The sequence below is a fragment of the Zwartia hollandica genome (assembly GCF_019923725.1).
GTDB classification, from domain to species: domain Bacteria; phylum Pseudomonadota; class Gammaproteobacteria; order Burkholderiales; family Burkholderiaceae_B; genus Zwartia; species Zwartia hollandica.
Genome location: NZ_JAHXRI010000006.1, coordinates 913,732 through 927,800, shown reverse-complemented (window position 1 = coordinate 927,800; position 14,069 = coordinate 913,732). Strand labels below are relative to the sequence as shown.

Below are 14,069 nucleotides of genomic sequence, written 5' to 3'. Positions count from 1 at the left end.
GTAACCCAAGGTATGCTTGTCGGCACTGGAATAAACCTTTTATCTTGAACAACGGTACACACGCTCATGACCCAGCAATCACACGCCACATTAAGCTCCTTACTCCAAGCACGTTATGGCAATAACCCTGCCGTGTTGGATGCGTTGAATCCAACGCTCGAAACACTCATGCAGCACCGCTCAGTGCGGGCATTCACCAACGAACCCTTAGCTCCAAACACAGCCGAACTTCTGGTCGCTGCAGCGCAGTCCGCATCTACGTCCTCCAACCTGCAAACCTGGAGCGTTGTTGCGGTGCAAGATCAAGATCGTAAAGACCGCCTCTCACAGCTGGCAGCGAACCAAGCCTTTATTCGCAGCTGCCCCCTATTTTTAGTGTGGGTCGCAGACTTGGCCCGCTTGCACGAGCTTGGTAAAGATCGCCAAAAGCCAGCCGAGAGTTTGAACTACATGGAAATGCTCATGATGGGCGTGATAGATTCAGCGTTGGCTTCGCAGAATGCCGCCGTCGCGGCAGAGTCACTTGGCTTAGGTGTCGTGTATATCGGTGCCATTCGGAATAAACCACTAGAAGTCGCCAAGGAACTAGGCTTGCCGCCCATGGGCTTCGCCACCTTTGGTATGTGCATCGGACATGTCGATCCCGCGGTCAATAACGTTGTCAAACCACGCTTGCCGCAAGAAGCCGTCTTACACAAAGAGACCTACCAGCCGCAGGCATACAAGCAAGCCGTTGATTCTTATAACGCGATCATGGAAAAGTTCTACGCTGAGCAGAATATGAAACCACTGGGTGCTTGGGATCTACACTCTCTAAACCGTGTGCGTGGCCCAGAGGCCATGGGCGGACGTGACGTGCTGGTTGATGCCTTGCGTACCCTCGGCTTCCAAATGAAATAAAGTTGTGCCCTTTGACGTCTAAGGCATAGCGATCATCGTTGCACCATGCCTAGACGTCATCCCCCTGCCGTTTTTGCATCTGCCACATCTGCGCGTAGACGCCATCCAAGTTAATCAGCTCCTGATGGGTTCCGCGCTCAACAACTCGGCCGTGGTCCATCACTAAAATTTGATCAGCATGCACGATCGTCGACAGTCGATGTGCAATGATCAGTGTCGTCCTATTTCGCGCCAACCCCGTCAACTCTTCCTGCAGCGCCCGCTCGGTTTTTGAATCAAGCGCAGAAGTCGCTTCGTCAAATACCAACATAGACGGTTGCTTTAGCAACGTTCGAGCAATGGCGACGCGCTGTTTTTCGCCACCCGACAATTTCAAGCCACGCTCACCAACCTGTGTTGCATAACCCTCCGGCAAGTGATCAATGAATTGTGACATCTGTGCAGCACGCGCAGCAGCTGCGATCTCTTGCTCAGTCGCACCAGGTCGACCGTAAGCAATGTTGTAGCCAATTGTGTCGTTGAATAGAACAGTATCTTGCGGAACGATACCGATCGATTGACGCAAACTCGCCTGCTGCACCTCGCGAATATCTTGTCCATCAATCAAGATCTGGCCCTTTTGCACATCGTAGAACCGGAACAACAGCCTAGCCAAGGTACTTTTGCCGGCGCCACTGCGCCCAACCACTGCGGTGATGGTCCCAGCAGGGATCACAAAACTGACTTCATGCAGAATTTGTCGGTTCGACTCGTAGTGAAACGAGACGTTCTCAAACCTAACTTCGGGTCCACGCGAATGATCTTCAATCCGCAAAGGCAGAGCACTGGGCGCATCGGCAACTTCTCGGTCTGACTCCAGCAACGTAAACATGCGGTCTAAATCTGTTAGCGACTGCTTAATTTCCCGATAGATCACACCCAAGAAATTCAACGGGATGTAAAGTTGAATCATCAAAGTGTTGACCAGAACCAAATCGCCGAGCGTCATTGAGCCATTGGCAACACCGAGTGTCGCTCTCCACAGGATCAACACCAAACCAATCGCAATGATGACTTGTTGTCCAACGTTCAACAGCGCAAGAGATTTCTGGGACTTAATCGCTGCCGCTTGATAGCGCAAAAGATTTTCGTCATAGCGCTTGGCTTCAAATGCCTCATTACCAAAGTATTTGACCGTCTCAAAATTCAGTAAGGAGTCAATGGCCTTCTGATTCGCACGCGAGTCCATATCATTCATCGTGCGACGCAGGTGCGTTCGCCACTCCGTCACGATGATTGTGAAAACAATATAGAGAATGAGTGCAGCGAGCGTAATTGATGCAAACCACAAGTCGTAGTTCAGTGCAAAGTACCCCAAAACCAAGACGAACTCGATTAGGGTTGGAATGATGCTGTAGAGCGAATACGACACAAGAGATTGAATCGCTCGCGTACCACGCTCAATGTCTCGGCTCACGCCTCCTGTTTGACGAGACAAATGAAAACGCAGTGACAACGCATGCAAATGTTGGAAAACTTCGAGCGCGATCTGACGGACCGCATGTTGGGTGACCCGAGCAAATAACAATTCGCGAAGCTCTGCAAACAGAGAAGCCGACAAGCGCAGCAGGCCATAGCCTGCGACCAGTCCAATCGGGACAACAAGCAACGCGCCAGCCACATTGTGGCGCACGTCAAGCGTATCTACGATTTGCTTGAGCATGACTGGGATGCCCAGATTGGCAAACTTGGCAGCAACCAAGCACCCAATCGCTAATAGAACGCGATATTTGTACTCAAGTAGATAGGGCAGTAGATCGCGGATAACGCGCCAGTCACCATGCTGACGCTTTGGTGCGGGTTGGTCGGGGTCGTGCACAAACTCGGTAGAACGTCGGGTTGAATGTCTCATGCTTGGATTCTATCGCTGAATACATGTCCCCCGCGTTAGAATCCTCACTAATGAGCTCGCCTAACCAACGTCCAGCTTCCTTCGTCAACTGTATTTCAGAGACCTGACTCGCGATGACTACTGTTTCCAGCCTTCAGACAGCAAATCTAAAAAAATCCGCCGACACAGTTCTGCAGACTGCGACCACCTCTGGGAAGGTCCCAGGAGTCGCTGCTGCCGCGACTACTCGGAACGACACCATTTACGAAGGTGCGTTTGGACTGCGTGCCCAAGGCCTACCGACTGCTATGGGTCTGGACACCGTGATGTGGATCGCGTCGATGACTAAGCCGCTTGTCGGTACAGCCGCCATGCAACTCGTCGAACAAGGTAAGTTGAATTTAGACGAGCCCGCTGCACGTATCGTGCCTGAAATCGATCACATACAAGTTATCGAAGGCTGGAGCTCTGACGGACAACCCATTTTACGTAAACCAAAACGGCAAATTACTCTGCGTCACCTGCTCACGCACACCGCTGGTTTCACTTCAGATATCTGGAGTGAAAACTCGGCGCGCTATCTCAAACTGCATCAGCTACCTCGGGCAGGCTCAGGGCAACGTAATGCCATCGATATCCCGCTATCTTTTGATCCAGGCGAGCGCTGGGAATATGGGATCAATATCGACTGGGTAGGCTTGATGGTCTCGACCGCGACAGGCCTTCGCTTGGGCGAATACTTAAAGCAACACGTTACCGAACCTCTAGGCATGGCGAGCACGGGCTTTAAGATCACACCAGATATGCGCGCACGGTTAGCTAAGGTGCATCAACGTGACGCGACAAGTGACGCACTAACGGTATTGCCTTTCGAAGTTCCACAAGAAACAGAAATTGATCCCGGTGGCGGCGGTATGTACTCCACCGCGGACGACTATCTGCGCTTTACTCGCATGATTCTGAATCAAGGCAAAGGCAACGGTCATCAATTACTTAAACCTGAGACCGTTGCGCTCATGTCTAAAAATGCTATGGGACCGCTACGCGTATCCATGCTGCACACTGATAACAAGGCTATGTCGCTGGACGCAGAATTTTTCCCAGGCCTAGAAAAAACCTGGGGGCTGACCTTTATGATTAACGAGCAACAAGCACCAACGGGGCGCTCTGCCGGCAGCCTCGCCTGGGCGGGGCTGCCGAATGCCTACTTTTGGATCGATCCAACAAAAGGCATCGCGGGTGTGATCATGATGCAAATCCTGCCTTTCGTTGATACGCACGCACTTCAGTTATTTACCGACTATGAGTCTGCGGTCTACCGCTCATTTTGAGGGATACCATTTTGGCGTACGCTTCTCAATAAAAGAAGCGGTGCCTTCGGCAGATTCTGGCAGTTGACGAAGCGCTGAGTGCTCGCGAATCAATTCATCGAACAGCGTGTCGTCAAGCAATGCACCTGAGACCTGAAGTGTTCGCATCTTTGTCGCTGACACCGCACCTGGTGCGTTCATCAATAGACCATCCACGATGCGCGCACCAGTCGCCTCCAAATCCTCAAGAGCGCACACTTCGTGCACGAAACCTATACGTAAGGCGACCTCAGGACCGAAGCGCTCACAGGTCAGCGCATAGCGACGCACATTACGTACGCCCATCGCATGGCATAACTGCGGCAAAATAATTCCAGCAATCAAACCCCAACGGGCTTCAGTAATAGCAAAAATTGCATTGTCTGCAGCAACTACGATGTCACAAACAGAGGCGATACCAGTCCCACCACCAAAGCACCCGCCCTGGATGAGGGCCACGGTCGGGACGGGCACAATATCTAAACGTCGCACGGCTTCAGCGGTTAAGCGCGAGACCCGTTCATTCTCTGCGGGGGACTTCACGCCAACGCCAGAGATCCACTCAAGATCCGCACCCGCCTGAAAATGACGGCCATTTCCTCGAATCACAATTGCACGGGCCTCTGGCTTAGGACCAAGAAGATCCAAGGCCTCATGCAAGCCACTAATGAGATCTTCGTTATAGGCGTTATTTACTTTCGGCCGGTTCAGTGTGACCGTGACGACTCCGCGAGCATCGACGTCACAAAGTACCGTACCTTTTCCCAGTTCTTTTGACATTCCTCAAACTCCTTTTTTCATCTGTGTTCTGTGAGCATTTGCAACAAAGCATACTCTGGGATGTTAAAGTGAATAAAAAAATAAAGACAAACCGCTTCAAGAGACCATCCATCATGACACCTGAACAACGCTTAGTTGAGCTCGGCATTCAACTACCGACGCCTCCCGCCCCGATTGCAAACTTTCTGCCGTGGCGCAGGGTTGGCCAACTCCTCTACCTTTCTGGTCAAGGACCACGTGATGCCAACGGAAAAATTAGCGTTGGGCGCCTCGGGCGAGATTGCTCAGTAGAACGAGGCTATGCGGATGCACGCTCCGTTGGTTTGCAGCTGCTTGCGACAATTCGTGCAGCCGTAGGCTCACTCGATCACGTCGAGGCTGTCGTTAAGCTGCTGGGTATGGTCAATGCAGAGCCAGACTTCGGTGACCAGCCCAAAGTAATCAATGGTTGCTCTGACATCTTGGTGGAGATCCTAGGCGAGCGCGGCAAACATGCGCGCTCAGCCGTCGGCATGGGCTCGTTGCCAAATGGCATGACCGTCGAGGTGGAAGCCATTATCCAGATAGCAGAAGGGCACTGAGCCAACCTTAAGCGGCCGCATAATTGCGGCGCCGCTTGAGGTACTATTTCATTCATATAAACGTGTTTCTTCCGTTAATTAATTTTTAGAAAAGACAAGCTCTCCATGGAAAAATTAGACGCTATCATCATCGGCTCTGGGTTTTCAGGCATGTATCAACTCTACAGCCTACGTGACAAACTTGGCCTCAAAGCTAAGGTGCTCGACGGAGCGAGCGGTGTGGGAGGCACGTGGTTCTGGAATCGTTACCCCGGCGCACGTTGCGACTCAGAAAGCCACACTTACATGTACTACTTCTCGAAAGATTTAGTCGATGAATGGGAATGGTCTGAGCGCTACCCACAACAGCCAGAAATTTTGCGCTATATGAACTTTGTTGCAGACAGGCTTAAGTTGCGTTCGGACATTGAATTAAACACGCGGATGTCTCAGGCGCACTTCGATGCCGCAACTAACCGCTGGAACATCAAGACTGAGAATGGCAAAGAGTACAACGCCAAGTACCTCATCACTGCGGTGGGTTGCCTCTCTTCGGCAAACCTGCCAAAGATCGAAGGCCTAGCTGACTTTAAAGGTGAGTGGTATCACACTGGTCAATGGCCACACGAAGGTGTGGATTTCACTGGCAAGCGGGTGGCATTGATTGGTACTGGCTCGACAGGTATTCAAGCTACGCCCGTAATCGCGGCAACGGCTAAACATCTAACTGTCTTTCAGCGCACACCGAATTACAGCCTTCCCGCTTGTAACGCCCCCCTAACTCCTGAATTTAAAAAATACGCGAAACAGCACGCAGCTGACATCTATAAGATCATGACCACAAATACCAATGGTCACGGGTTTTATATTGAAGACGTCTCAGCACTCGACGTTGCGGAAACCGAACGAGTCAAAGCCTATGAAGAAAAATGGAAAATGGGTGGTTTTCAGTTTCGGGCTCTTTACCGTGACATCCTGACAAGCGCGGCGGCTAATGAAACAGCGGCCGAGTTCATCCGTGGAAAAATCAAAGAGATCGTCAAAGACCCAAAGGTGGCTGAAGATCTAGCCGACATCGACCATCCGTTCGCAGCTAAACGGCCACCAATTGATTCGGGCTACTTCGAAGCGTTTAACCGCGACAACGTCACCTTGGTGAACATCCGCAAAACACCAATTGAACGCCTCACTACAAAAGGCGTTAAAACCTCGACCCAAGAGATTGATGCCGACGTCGTCGTTTTCGCAACAGGCTTTGACGCGATGACAGGTTCGCTACTGAAACTCGACATCACAGGGCGCGATAACCGTAAGCTGAAAGATTACTGGCACGCGGGTCCACGCACTTATCTTGGCCTGCAAGTACCTGGCTTCCCTAATATGTTCACGATCACGGGGCCTGGCAGCCCTTCGGTGCTGTGCAATATGCCACCCGCGATTGAGCAACACGTTGAGTGGATCACCAACTGCATTCAATACATGGAAGGTAAACACCTTGCGGTGATTGAGACCACTGAAGAGTCTGGCGATTCTTGGCAGACTGAAGTGGATCGCGCCGCGAACGCAACGCTATTGCCTACAGTGAAACACTCATGGTATTTGGGTGCTAACGTCCCAGGTAAGCCTCGCGTGTTTATGCCCTACGCTGGCGGTCTCGCACACTATCGAAAGATTTGTGATGAAGTCGCTCAGAACGGCTTCAAAGGTTTTGAATTTACGCCAGCTTAGTTCGCGCTCTTAAGTATAAAAAAACGCCGGCATGAAAACCGGCGTTTTTTTATGAGACTCTTGCTCTCTATTTCTTTTGCTTTTCTACCCAATAGAACAAAAAGCCTGCTCCAACGGTGAGCGCGCTATACAACACCCACGGCGACACTCCCCAAAGTTGAGGCAACGTTACCTTACCAAGAGCCCAAACAGAAAGGATGTTGGCTTTTACCCAAGAAAACGAGAACGCGTACAACACGGCACCGATCAGCATACCCACCATGCCAACCAATGCATGCACGCTACCTGTCGCCACAGCCGCAACACCGGTGCCAGGGCAATAGCCATAAAGCACCATGCCCACGCCAAAAATGGCAGCACCTACGATCGTCCCAAGCATGTTTGCATCACGAATGTGCAACTTAGCTAACCCAACATCTTTAAGTATCAAGACACCAATACCACCAACAATAATGGCAGTCATCATGACTTTTAGTACGGTGAAGTCACGAAAACGAAATTGATTCACGATAACGTTATAACTAGTCACTTTGCCTCGTTGTAACAGCCACCCGAAGGCAAAACCAAAGATAACAGCAAGAATTAGAGCGAATTCGCCTTTGATTGGGAACATTATTTTTCTCCGGATCTTTTGTTTATTAAGTTTGACGTGTACGGAACATAATTGCAGCAGTGATCAGACCGGAGGTGAACATCACCATTAGGAATGTCCAACCGACTACGGCCAACTGCAAACCTTGCGAGATGCCGTTACCGCTCGTACACCCCCCCGCCATGCGAGCGCCGTACATGGCTAGTGCGCCACCTACTATTGCAGCCGTATAGCGTTTCGCTTTAGACGGACCAAAACGCTCGAGCCAAACGCTAGGAATGGTCTCAATCGCAAACGTGCGAGAAATCAGCGATGACGCCAAAGCACCAAAAAATGTCCCGATCAAAAACAAAGTCCCATAGTCAAGTTTCATGACGTTGGTTTTCCAATAGGCGTTTGTCGATACCGCCTCTGGACCAATAATTGGGCTCATCACACCACCGGCAATTTGACCGATTGAAGTTGTGATGCCGATTGGATTGGCTACCACGACAAAGACAATCCAACTCAGCACACCAATTCCTACACCTGCCAGATAGGGCGTCCAGCGAGACGACGGCTCGCTTGCCACCCGCGTTTGCGATTGCATTGCCATGGATATTCTCCTTAAGTCATTAACCTACTAACCATTGCTTTATACACTATATATAAATATAATCTATTGATAAATATAATAATAGAATTTTCCTACTTTTGCATTGATAAAAGTCAAACGCACCGCCACAGACCCAAATTGACACTAGGCCTGCCCCAGCCTCGCGGCGTGCAAATCGCAGAGGGCAACTTGGTCAAGGCGCGTAGTAATGCGATAATCCCAGTTGGACTGCATATCTTTACTCACCTATCAAATTTGAGGCTTTTCGCTCATGACACAACATTTGGATTTGCTAAAAATCGCCCAAGAAGAACAAAACGGCGATCTTTTTAAGATGCTTGACGGTATCTACAAGCGCTCTTCGGCCAAGCCCACTGGGTGTCCCGATGCGATCATCTGGGAAGGTGGGAATGCCCACGGCGGCGTCAAGCCCGTTGCGCACGCATTCACAGACATGTTTGCACTGAACGGCACTCTGATGGCACTCGACGTGCTCGGCCTGCCCTTCCTTGGCGTCCCAATGATGGCCCAGTTCCGTCATGACTCCAAACTTGAGTCGTTGGAATGGTTTGGCAAGCTCGACTACACCGCACTGAAGTGGTCGACTGCCGGCGACTTCATGGTGAACGAAGGCGGCAAGAAGGTCGTTGTAAACGGTAAATCTGCAAACGCGCCGCTGCGCACTGCTGCAGGTGTCTATTGCAACGTGCGCCCCTATGGCGGCATCACCAGCATCCGTTTCATGCCAGGCCTGCCTTATTCGCAAGACAAAAAGAAATTTAAAGTTGACCCAGCAACGGGCGTGATCCATTCAGAAATGAACACACCGGGCGTTCGTATGGCCTACGCTGCACGCTTGTTCCTAAAAATGGTTCACGAAACCGGTCAGATTGGCCGGGTCGCGACCAAGCCGACACAAGCTCAGGAAGATGCGATCAATGCCGGCATCATGCGTTGGCTGCTGCAGGGCACAAAATTCAAGCTCAAGCGCCAATACACTGTTGACGCCTACGAAGAGCACCGCGCGAACGTTGATGCAATCGTTGCCTGCCTGCCAAAAGACTTCAAAGCTGGCATGGAAAACTGGGGTGGTGATATCTACGAGCACATCTCCGACACCAACTTTGGTTTGCTCCTGCATGACATGATTCGTCAACGCCCTTGCATCGTTTACGCAACGGACCTCGACGGCGATCGTTTGACAGACCTGATGGCTGACGCACCCGATGTATTGCGCGACTGGGGCCAGATTGTTCTAGACAAAGTTGGCGCTAAAGTCGACATGAAGAAGCTTTGGACAGAGATGGGCTTCACCATGACAAACGGCAAAGACATGACCAGCGTCATGTATCGTGTCCACGGCGCTCCCATTTACGAACAAACACTCGGCTCTGCCGATGCAATGCTTCTGCGTTTGTTGGACGGTGACGAAACTGTTGGCGGCGAAAAGCAGCCCTACGACCCACGTATTCACTTCGTTCTAATCAACGAGGCGTACAAGGCAGCGAACCCAGGTAATAAGCAGTTGGCTGACTGGCTCGATGCACAGCTTGCAACCTTCGATAAGATTTATGGCGGTGAGCGCCCACGGTATATCGACGGCTACAAGAAGCTCAAAGCTGCGATCCGTCCTTGGGGAGCCTAAGTCGGAATAAAAGAGGGAGCGAAAGCTAACTCTTTAAAAAAAGGCCTCGCTAATGTTTCATTAGCGAGGCCTTTTTCATTCTAGAGATATTCGAGGGATTGAATCGATATCTTTAATTTCTATTTGAAGCGCGCGCGATCCAAAATTTTCTGTGCTTCAACTTGGTTGCGGCCCATTGCAGCAACGGAAACATTCTCAACCTTAAAAGTACCGAGCTTATTGAGCCCGTCATTATCGACCTTTATGTTCGCGACTACGGGCCACTCGTTGTTACCATCGGCGAAGTACGCTTGTGCTGCATCGCTCGCAAGGTACTCCAAAAATTTTTTCGCAGCAGCGGGATGCGGTGCATTCTTTGCAACGCCACCACCCGCGATGTTGATATGCGTCCCACTGGTTTGCTGATTGGGCCAAACGAACCCGAGCTTTGCGATAAGGGCTTGATCTTCCGGTTTCTTCGAACGTAGCATCCGTACAAAATAATAGGAGTTGGTCAACGCCACACCACACTCACCGGAAGCCACCGCTTTAATCTGATCCGTGTCGCCGCCGCGTGGCGCGCGCGCCATGTTTGCAACCATCCCACGCGCCCAAGCCTCAGTCGCCGGGACACCTTCACGATCGATCATTGCACCAACTAGCGACAACATATAAGGGTGCGATCCCGACCGGGTGCATACCTGCCCTTTGTTACGTGGCTCTGCGAGTTTTTCATAGCTATCAACATCGCTCGCCTGCATGCGCGCCTTGTTGTACACAATGACCCGCGCACGCGTCGAGAAGCCAAACCACTTCACCCCGTCAGGCTGCGCCTGCGAGCGAAGATTTGGTGCAATGCGTGCTTCTAGGTAGTCAGATTGAATCGGCTGGAACAGGCCGTCACTTTCGGCGCGCCACAGTCTTGCCGCATCAACGAGCAAAATCACATCAGCCGGGCTTTTTGCACCTTCGCTTTTTAGTCGTTCGATTAAGGCGTTATCTGAAGCCTCGATGCGATTGATTTTGATTCCCGTTTTTTTCGTAAATTCGTTGTAGAGCGCCTCGTCGGTTTGATAGTGACGGGCCGAGTACAGATTGAGCTCAGCCTGTTTGTCGGCCCACGCAGGGGCAAACCACAGAGCTGCAGCCATACATAGAGATACCGCCAAGCCGCGCGTGACCTGAAATACTGTCTGACGCGTTGCGCTGTTTGAAGAACCCGTTTTGCCACTCATTTTGCTACTCATCGAAAAGTCCGAGGTGGACACATATGAGTAGAGTACATCAAATGAGAATGATTATCAATACCGTTTTGATCCTGACATGGCGCGTGATAAGACAATCACTGGCACCAGCCCAGCAAGCACAATTGTCAGGGAGGGCAAAGCAAGCTCTGCCAGCCTTTCATCTGCAGCCAGTTGATAGGTGGCGACTGCCAGTGTGTCGAAATTGAACGGACGCAACAGTAGGGTGGCGGGGAGCTCTTTCATCACATCTACAAAGACGAATAATCCACCAGTCAATAGACTACGCTTAAGGAGGGGGAAATGAATATCACGCATCGCTTGAAACGGCGTCGCCCCTAAGAGCGCAGCCGTACCGTCCATGGAGGGCGTAATGCGCGACAGGCCGGTCTCGACGCTCTGCAGGCTCGACGACAAAAAACGGATCAGATACGCATAAATAAGCACCCAGGATGTCGCAGACATAATCCAAGCAGCTTGAATCAGGCCCAGTAGGGACAAAATGCCAACCGCCAACACAGCCCCAGGCAGGGCATAGCCCAATCCCAGTAAGCGATTTCCCCAGACAAGGGTCCTGCTTTTGGTTAAGCGTGCCGCATAAGCAAGTGCCACAGCGCAGGCAACAGAAATCAACGCCGTGACACACGAGAGCCAAAATGAGTTCGTCAGCCACTGCAGATAGCGCACATCCATACTGAAGCCTTGCTGCCACAGCAAATTGATCAACGCGAGCGCGGGAACAATAAACGCGCACAACAACGTGGCACCGCAAAAGGCGAATGCCCAAAAGGCTTTGCGCCCCCTCAAAGACTTAGGCAAGACCGCGCGCTGAATCACCCCGGAACTAGCGTAACGCAGGCGCGCACGATTACTTTGTTCAATGTAGAAAATCAAACCGACAAAAACCAATAGCCCGAGGGATAACTGCACTGCAGCCAGTCTGTCACTAAAAGACAGCCATGCTTTAAAAATTCCCGTAGCAAAGGTCTCAACACCAAAATAGGACACTGCGCCATAGTCTGCGAGCACTTCCATCAGCGCCAGTGCCATCCCAGCGAAAATAGCAGGGCGAGCCATCGGCAACACGAGCCGATAAAAGGCTTGCATGCCGCTATAACCTAGCGTTTCAGCTGCCTCCGAGAGTCGGCCACTTCGATCGAGAAAAGCAGTACGAGCAATCAAATACACATAGGGATACAAACAAAACGAAAAAGACCACATTGCCCCGCCTAACGAGCGAGGGTCCGGAAAGAACCACAAACTGTCTGTGCCCAGTATCTGACGCAGCAACGTCTGCAAGGGACCAGAAAACTGCAACACATCGACAAACAGATAGGCCATCACATAGGTGGGTATCGCCAGTGGCAGGATTAGTGCCCATTCAAAGATTTTTTTACCTGGAAACTGGTAGTTTGCGACTAACCACGCATTGCCAACACCGAGCACAAAAATTCCAACACCCACCCCACACAAAAGAACAAAGGTGGATACGAGATAATCTCCTAGAACAAATTGCCATAAATGCAATAAAGTCCCTTGTGCGCCAAGGTCGACCGCAGAAGCTTCGGTCGGCGTTTGGAAAAAGGGAATAAACAGCCCTAGCAATGGTAGGGACAGCATTAAAGCAATCAGGGCAACAACACGGTGCATTGAATGGGGCCGCAAGGCTAAAACTCGGTTTCTGGAAGCAAATCCCAGTTAGTGCGAAAATTATAAAGATGAATGAGACACAACCCCTACTGTCGCTTGAACACGTCCGAGTCGGTTACCCGCGTCTAGACGGTCGGGGCTGGCTGCCAATTGTCGAAGATTTAAGCCTCAGTCTAGCGCGCGGCGACATCGCCTGTCTTCTAGGACCGTCAGGCTGTGGAAAATCGACTATTTTGAGGGCCATTTGCGGTTTCGAGGCCCTTCAAGAAGGCGAAATCAAGCTAAGTGGCAAGATTGTCAGTTCATCGCGCATCCAGGTCGCACCCAACCTGCGCCGCGTTGGCATGGTGTTTCAAGACTTCGCCCTCTTCCCGCACTTAAATGTGTTGGGCAACGTCATTTTTGGTCTCCGTTCACTTCCAGTGCATACCCAACGCGAAGTTGGACTCGCTTGGCTAGAAAGGGTGTCATTAGCAGACAAAGCCGACGCCTACCCGCATGAACTCAGCGGTGGCCAACAACAAAGGGTTGCATTGGCTCGAGCCATGGCACCGGAACCAGACTTAATTCTGCTTGATGAGCCTTTTTCTAGCCTAGATATTGATCTACGCGAAAGACTTGCGGCAGAAATGCGGGACATTCTTAAAAGCAATGGCGTCACTGCGCTGTTGGTCACGCATGACCAATTTGAAGCCTTTGCCCTAGCAGACCACATCGGCGTGATGTCTCAAGGCAGGATGGTGCAGTGGGATACACCTTACGATCTCTATCACGAACCAAGTAGCCGCTATGTCGCCGATTTTATCGGGCGTGGCGTGTTTGTGCCGGGGACGATTCAAGAAGGTGCGACAGTAGAGATCGAACTCGGTAGGCTGCAACTAGATAATGACCACCATGACCCCGTCGGCACAGTTGTCGACGTACTGCTGCGCGCCGATGACATCCAACATGACGACACGAGCCCGTTGTTGGCAACGGTCTTGCGTAAGACTTTCCGGGGGGCAGATTTTCTCTACACCCTACGCCTGGATTCAGGGCTTGAGCTAGTGGCCTATGTGCCGAGCCACCATGATCATGCTGTGGGTGAAAAGATCGGTATTCGGTTAGGCGTCGATCACGTCGTGACCTTTCCAAAATAAGCACCTCGCTTACGCCTCGGGTTCACGCTGTAGAGACA

The 14,069-nt window shown here is 51.3% G+C and carries 12 protein-coding genes; 6 read left to right on the top strand and 6 right to left on the bottom strand.

Annotated elements, in window-relative coordinates; all coding sequences use genetic code 11:
* The first annotated feature begins 66 nt into the window (after positions 1 to 66).
* Complete coding sequence (locus tag KZZ10_RS07795) at positions 67 to 900, top strand: NADPH-dependent oxidoreductase (RefSeq protein ID WP_259660919.1); 834 nt, start codon at positions 67 to 69, stop codon at positions 898 to 900.
* A gap of 49 nt (positions 901 to 949) precedes the next feature.
* On the opposite strand, the gene KZZ10_RS07790 is transcribed toward KZZ10_RS07795, so the two are convergent.
* Complete coding sequence (locus KZZ10_RS07790; protein WP_259660918.1) at positions 950 to 2,791, bottom strand: ABCB family ABC transporter ATP-binding protein/permease; 1,842 nt, start codon at positions 2,789 to 2,791, stop codon at positions 950 to 952.
* 113 nt (positions 2,792 to 2,904) lie between these two features.
* Here KZZ10_RS07790 and KZZ10_RS07785 point away from each other — a divergent pair, with 113 nt between their 5' ends.
* Positions 2,905 to 4,101, top strand: a complete 1,197-nt coding sequence (locus KZZ10_RS07785; RefSeq protein ID WP_259660917.1) for a serine hydrolase domain-containing protein — start codon at positions 2,905 to 2,907, stop codon at positions 4,099 to 4,101.
* Here the strand turns inward: KZZ10_RS07785 and KZZ10_RS07780 are convergent.
* Positions 4,093 to 4,899 carry an enoyl-CoA hydratase-related protein gene (locus tag KZZ10_RS07780; protein ID WP_259660916.1) on the bottom strand — a complete coding sequence of 269 codons (807 nt, stop codon included), beginning with the start codon at positions 4,897 to 4,899 and terminating at the stop codon, positions 4,093 to 4,095. The genes KZZ10_RS07785 and KZZ10_RS07780 overlap by 9 nt on opposite strands.
* 113 nt (positions 4,900 to 5,012) lie before the next feature.
* Between KZZ10_RS07780 and KZZ10_RS07775 the strand changes: the two genes are divergently transcribed.
* Both KZZ10_RS07775 and KZZ10_RS07770 read left to right on the top strand, forming a co-directional pair.
* The gene (locus KZZ10_RS07775; protein WP_259660915.1) at positions 5,013 to 5,480 is read left to right on the top strand and encodes a RidA family protein; all 468 of its coding nucleotides are present in this window, start codon (positions 5,013 to 5,015) and stop codon (positions 5,478 to 5,480) included.
* A gap of 105 nt (positions 5,481 to 5,585) precedes the next feature.
* Positions 5,586 to 7,187 carry a flavin-containing monooxygenase gene (locus KZZ10_RS07770; protein WP_259660914.1) on the top strand — a complete coding sequence of 534 codons (1,602 nt, stop codon included), beginning with the start codon at positions 5,586 to 5,588 and terminating at the stop codon, positions 7,185 to 7,187.
* A 67-nt stretch (positions 7,188 to 7,254) separates the two neighbouring features.
* Here KZZ10_RS07770 and KZZ10_RS07765 read toward each other — a convergent pair whose 3' ends face one another.
* Both KZZ10_RS07765 and KZZ10_RS07760 read right to left on the bottom strand, forming a co-directional pair.
* Positions 7,255 to 7,800, bottom strand: coding sequence for a YeeE/YedE thiosulfate transporter family protein (locus tag KZZ10_RS07765; protein ID WP_259660913.1), 546 nt, complete (start codon positions 7,798 to 7,800; stop codon positions 7,255 to 7,257).
* Between the two features lie 25 nt (positions 7,801 to 7,825).
* Complete coding sequence (locus KZZ10_RS07760) at positions 7,826 to 8,374, bottom strand: YeeE/YedE thiosulfate transporter family protein (RefSeq protein WP_259660912.1); 549 nt, start codon at positions 8,372 to 8,374, stop codon at positions 7,826 to 7,828.
* A 271-nt stretch (positions 8,375 to 8,645) separates the two neighbouring features.
* Here KZZ10_RS07760 and KZZ10_RS07755 point away from each other — a divergent pair, with 271 nt between their 5' ends.
* Complete coding sequence (locus KZZ10_RS07755; protein ID WP_259660911.1) at positions 8,646 to 10,019, top strand: hypothetical protein; 1,374 nt, start codon at positions 8,646 to 8,648, stop codon at positions 10,017 to 10,019.
* Positions 10,020 to 10,138: 119 nt separating this feature from the next.
* On the opposite strand, the gene KZZ10_RS07750 is transcribed toward KZZ10_RS07755, so the two are convergent.
* Both KZZ10_RS07750 and KZZ10_RS07745 read right to left on the bottom strand, forming a co-directional pair.
* Positions 10,139 to 11,149, bottom strand: a complete 1,011-nt coding sequence (locus tag KZZ10_RS07750) for an extracellular solute-binding protein (protein ID WP_259661025.1) — start codon at positions 11,147 to 11,149, stop codon at positions 10,139 to 10,141.
* Between the two features lie 150 nt (positions 11,150 to 11,299).
* The gene (locus KZZ10_RS07745; protein WP_259660910.1) at positions 11,300 to 12,892 is read right to left on the bottom strand and encodes an ABC transporter permease; all 1,593 of its coding nucleotides are present in this window, start codon (positions 12,890 to 12,892) and stop codon (positions 11,300 to 11,302) included.
* A 68-nt stretch (positions 12,893 to 12,960) separates the two neighbouring features.
* On the opposite strand from KZZ10_RS07745, the gene KZZ10_RS07740 reads away from it, so the two are divergent.
* Positions 12,961 to 14,031, top strand: coding sequence for an ABC transporter ATP-binding protein (locus KZZ10_RS07740; RefSeq protein WP_259660909.1), 1,071 nt, complete (start codon positions 12,961 to 12,963; stop codon positions 14,029 to 14,031).
* The last annotated feature ends 38 nt before the right edge of the window (positions 14,032 to 14,069 follow it).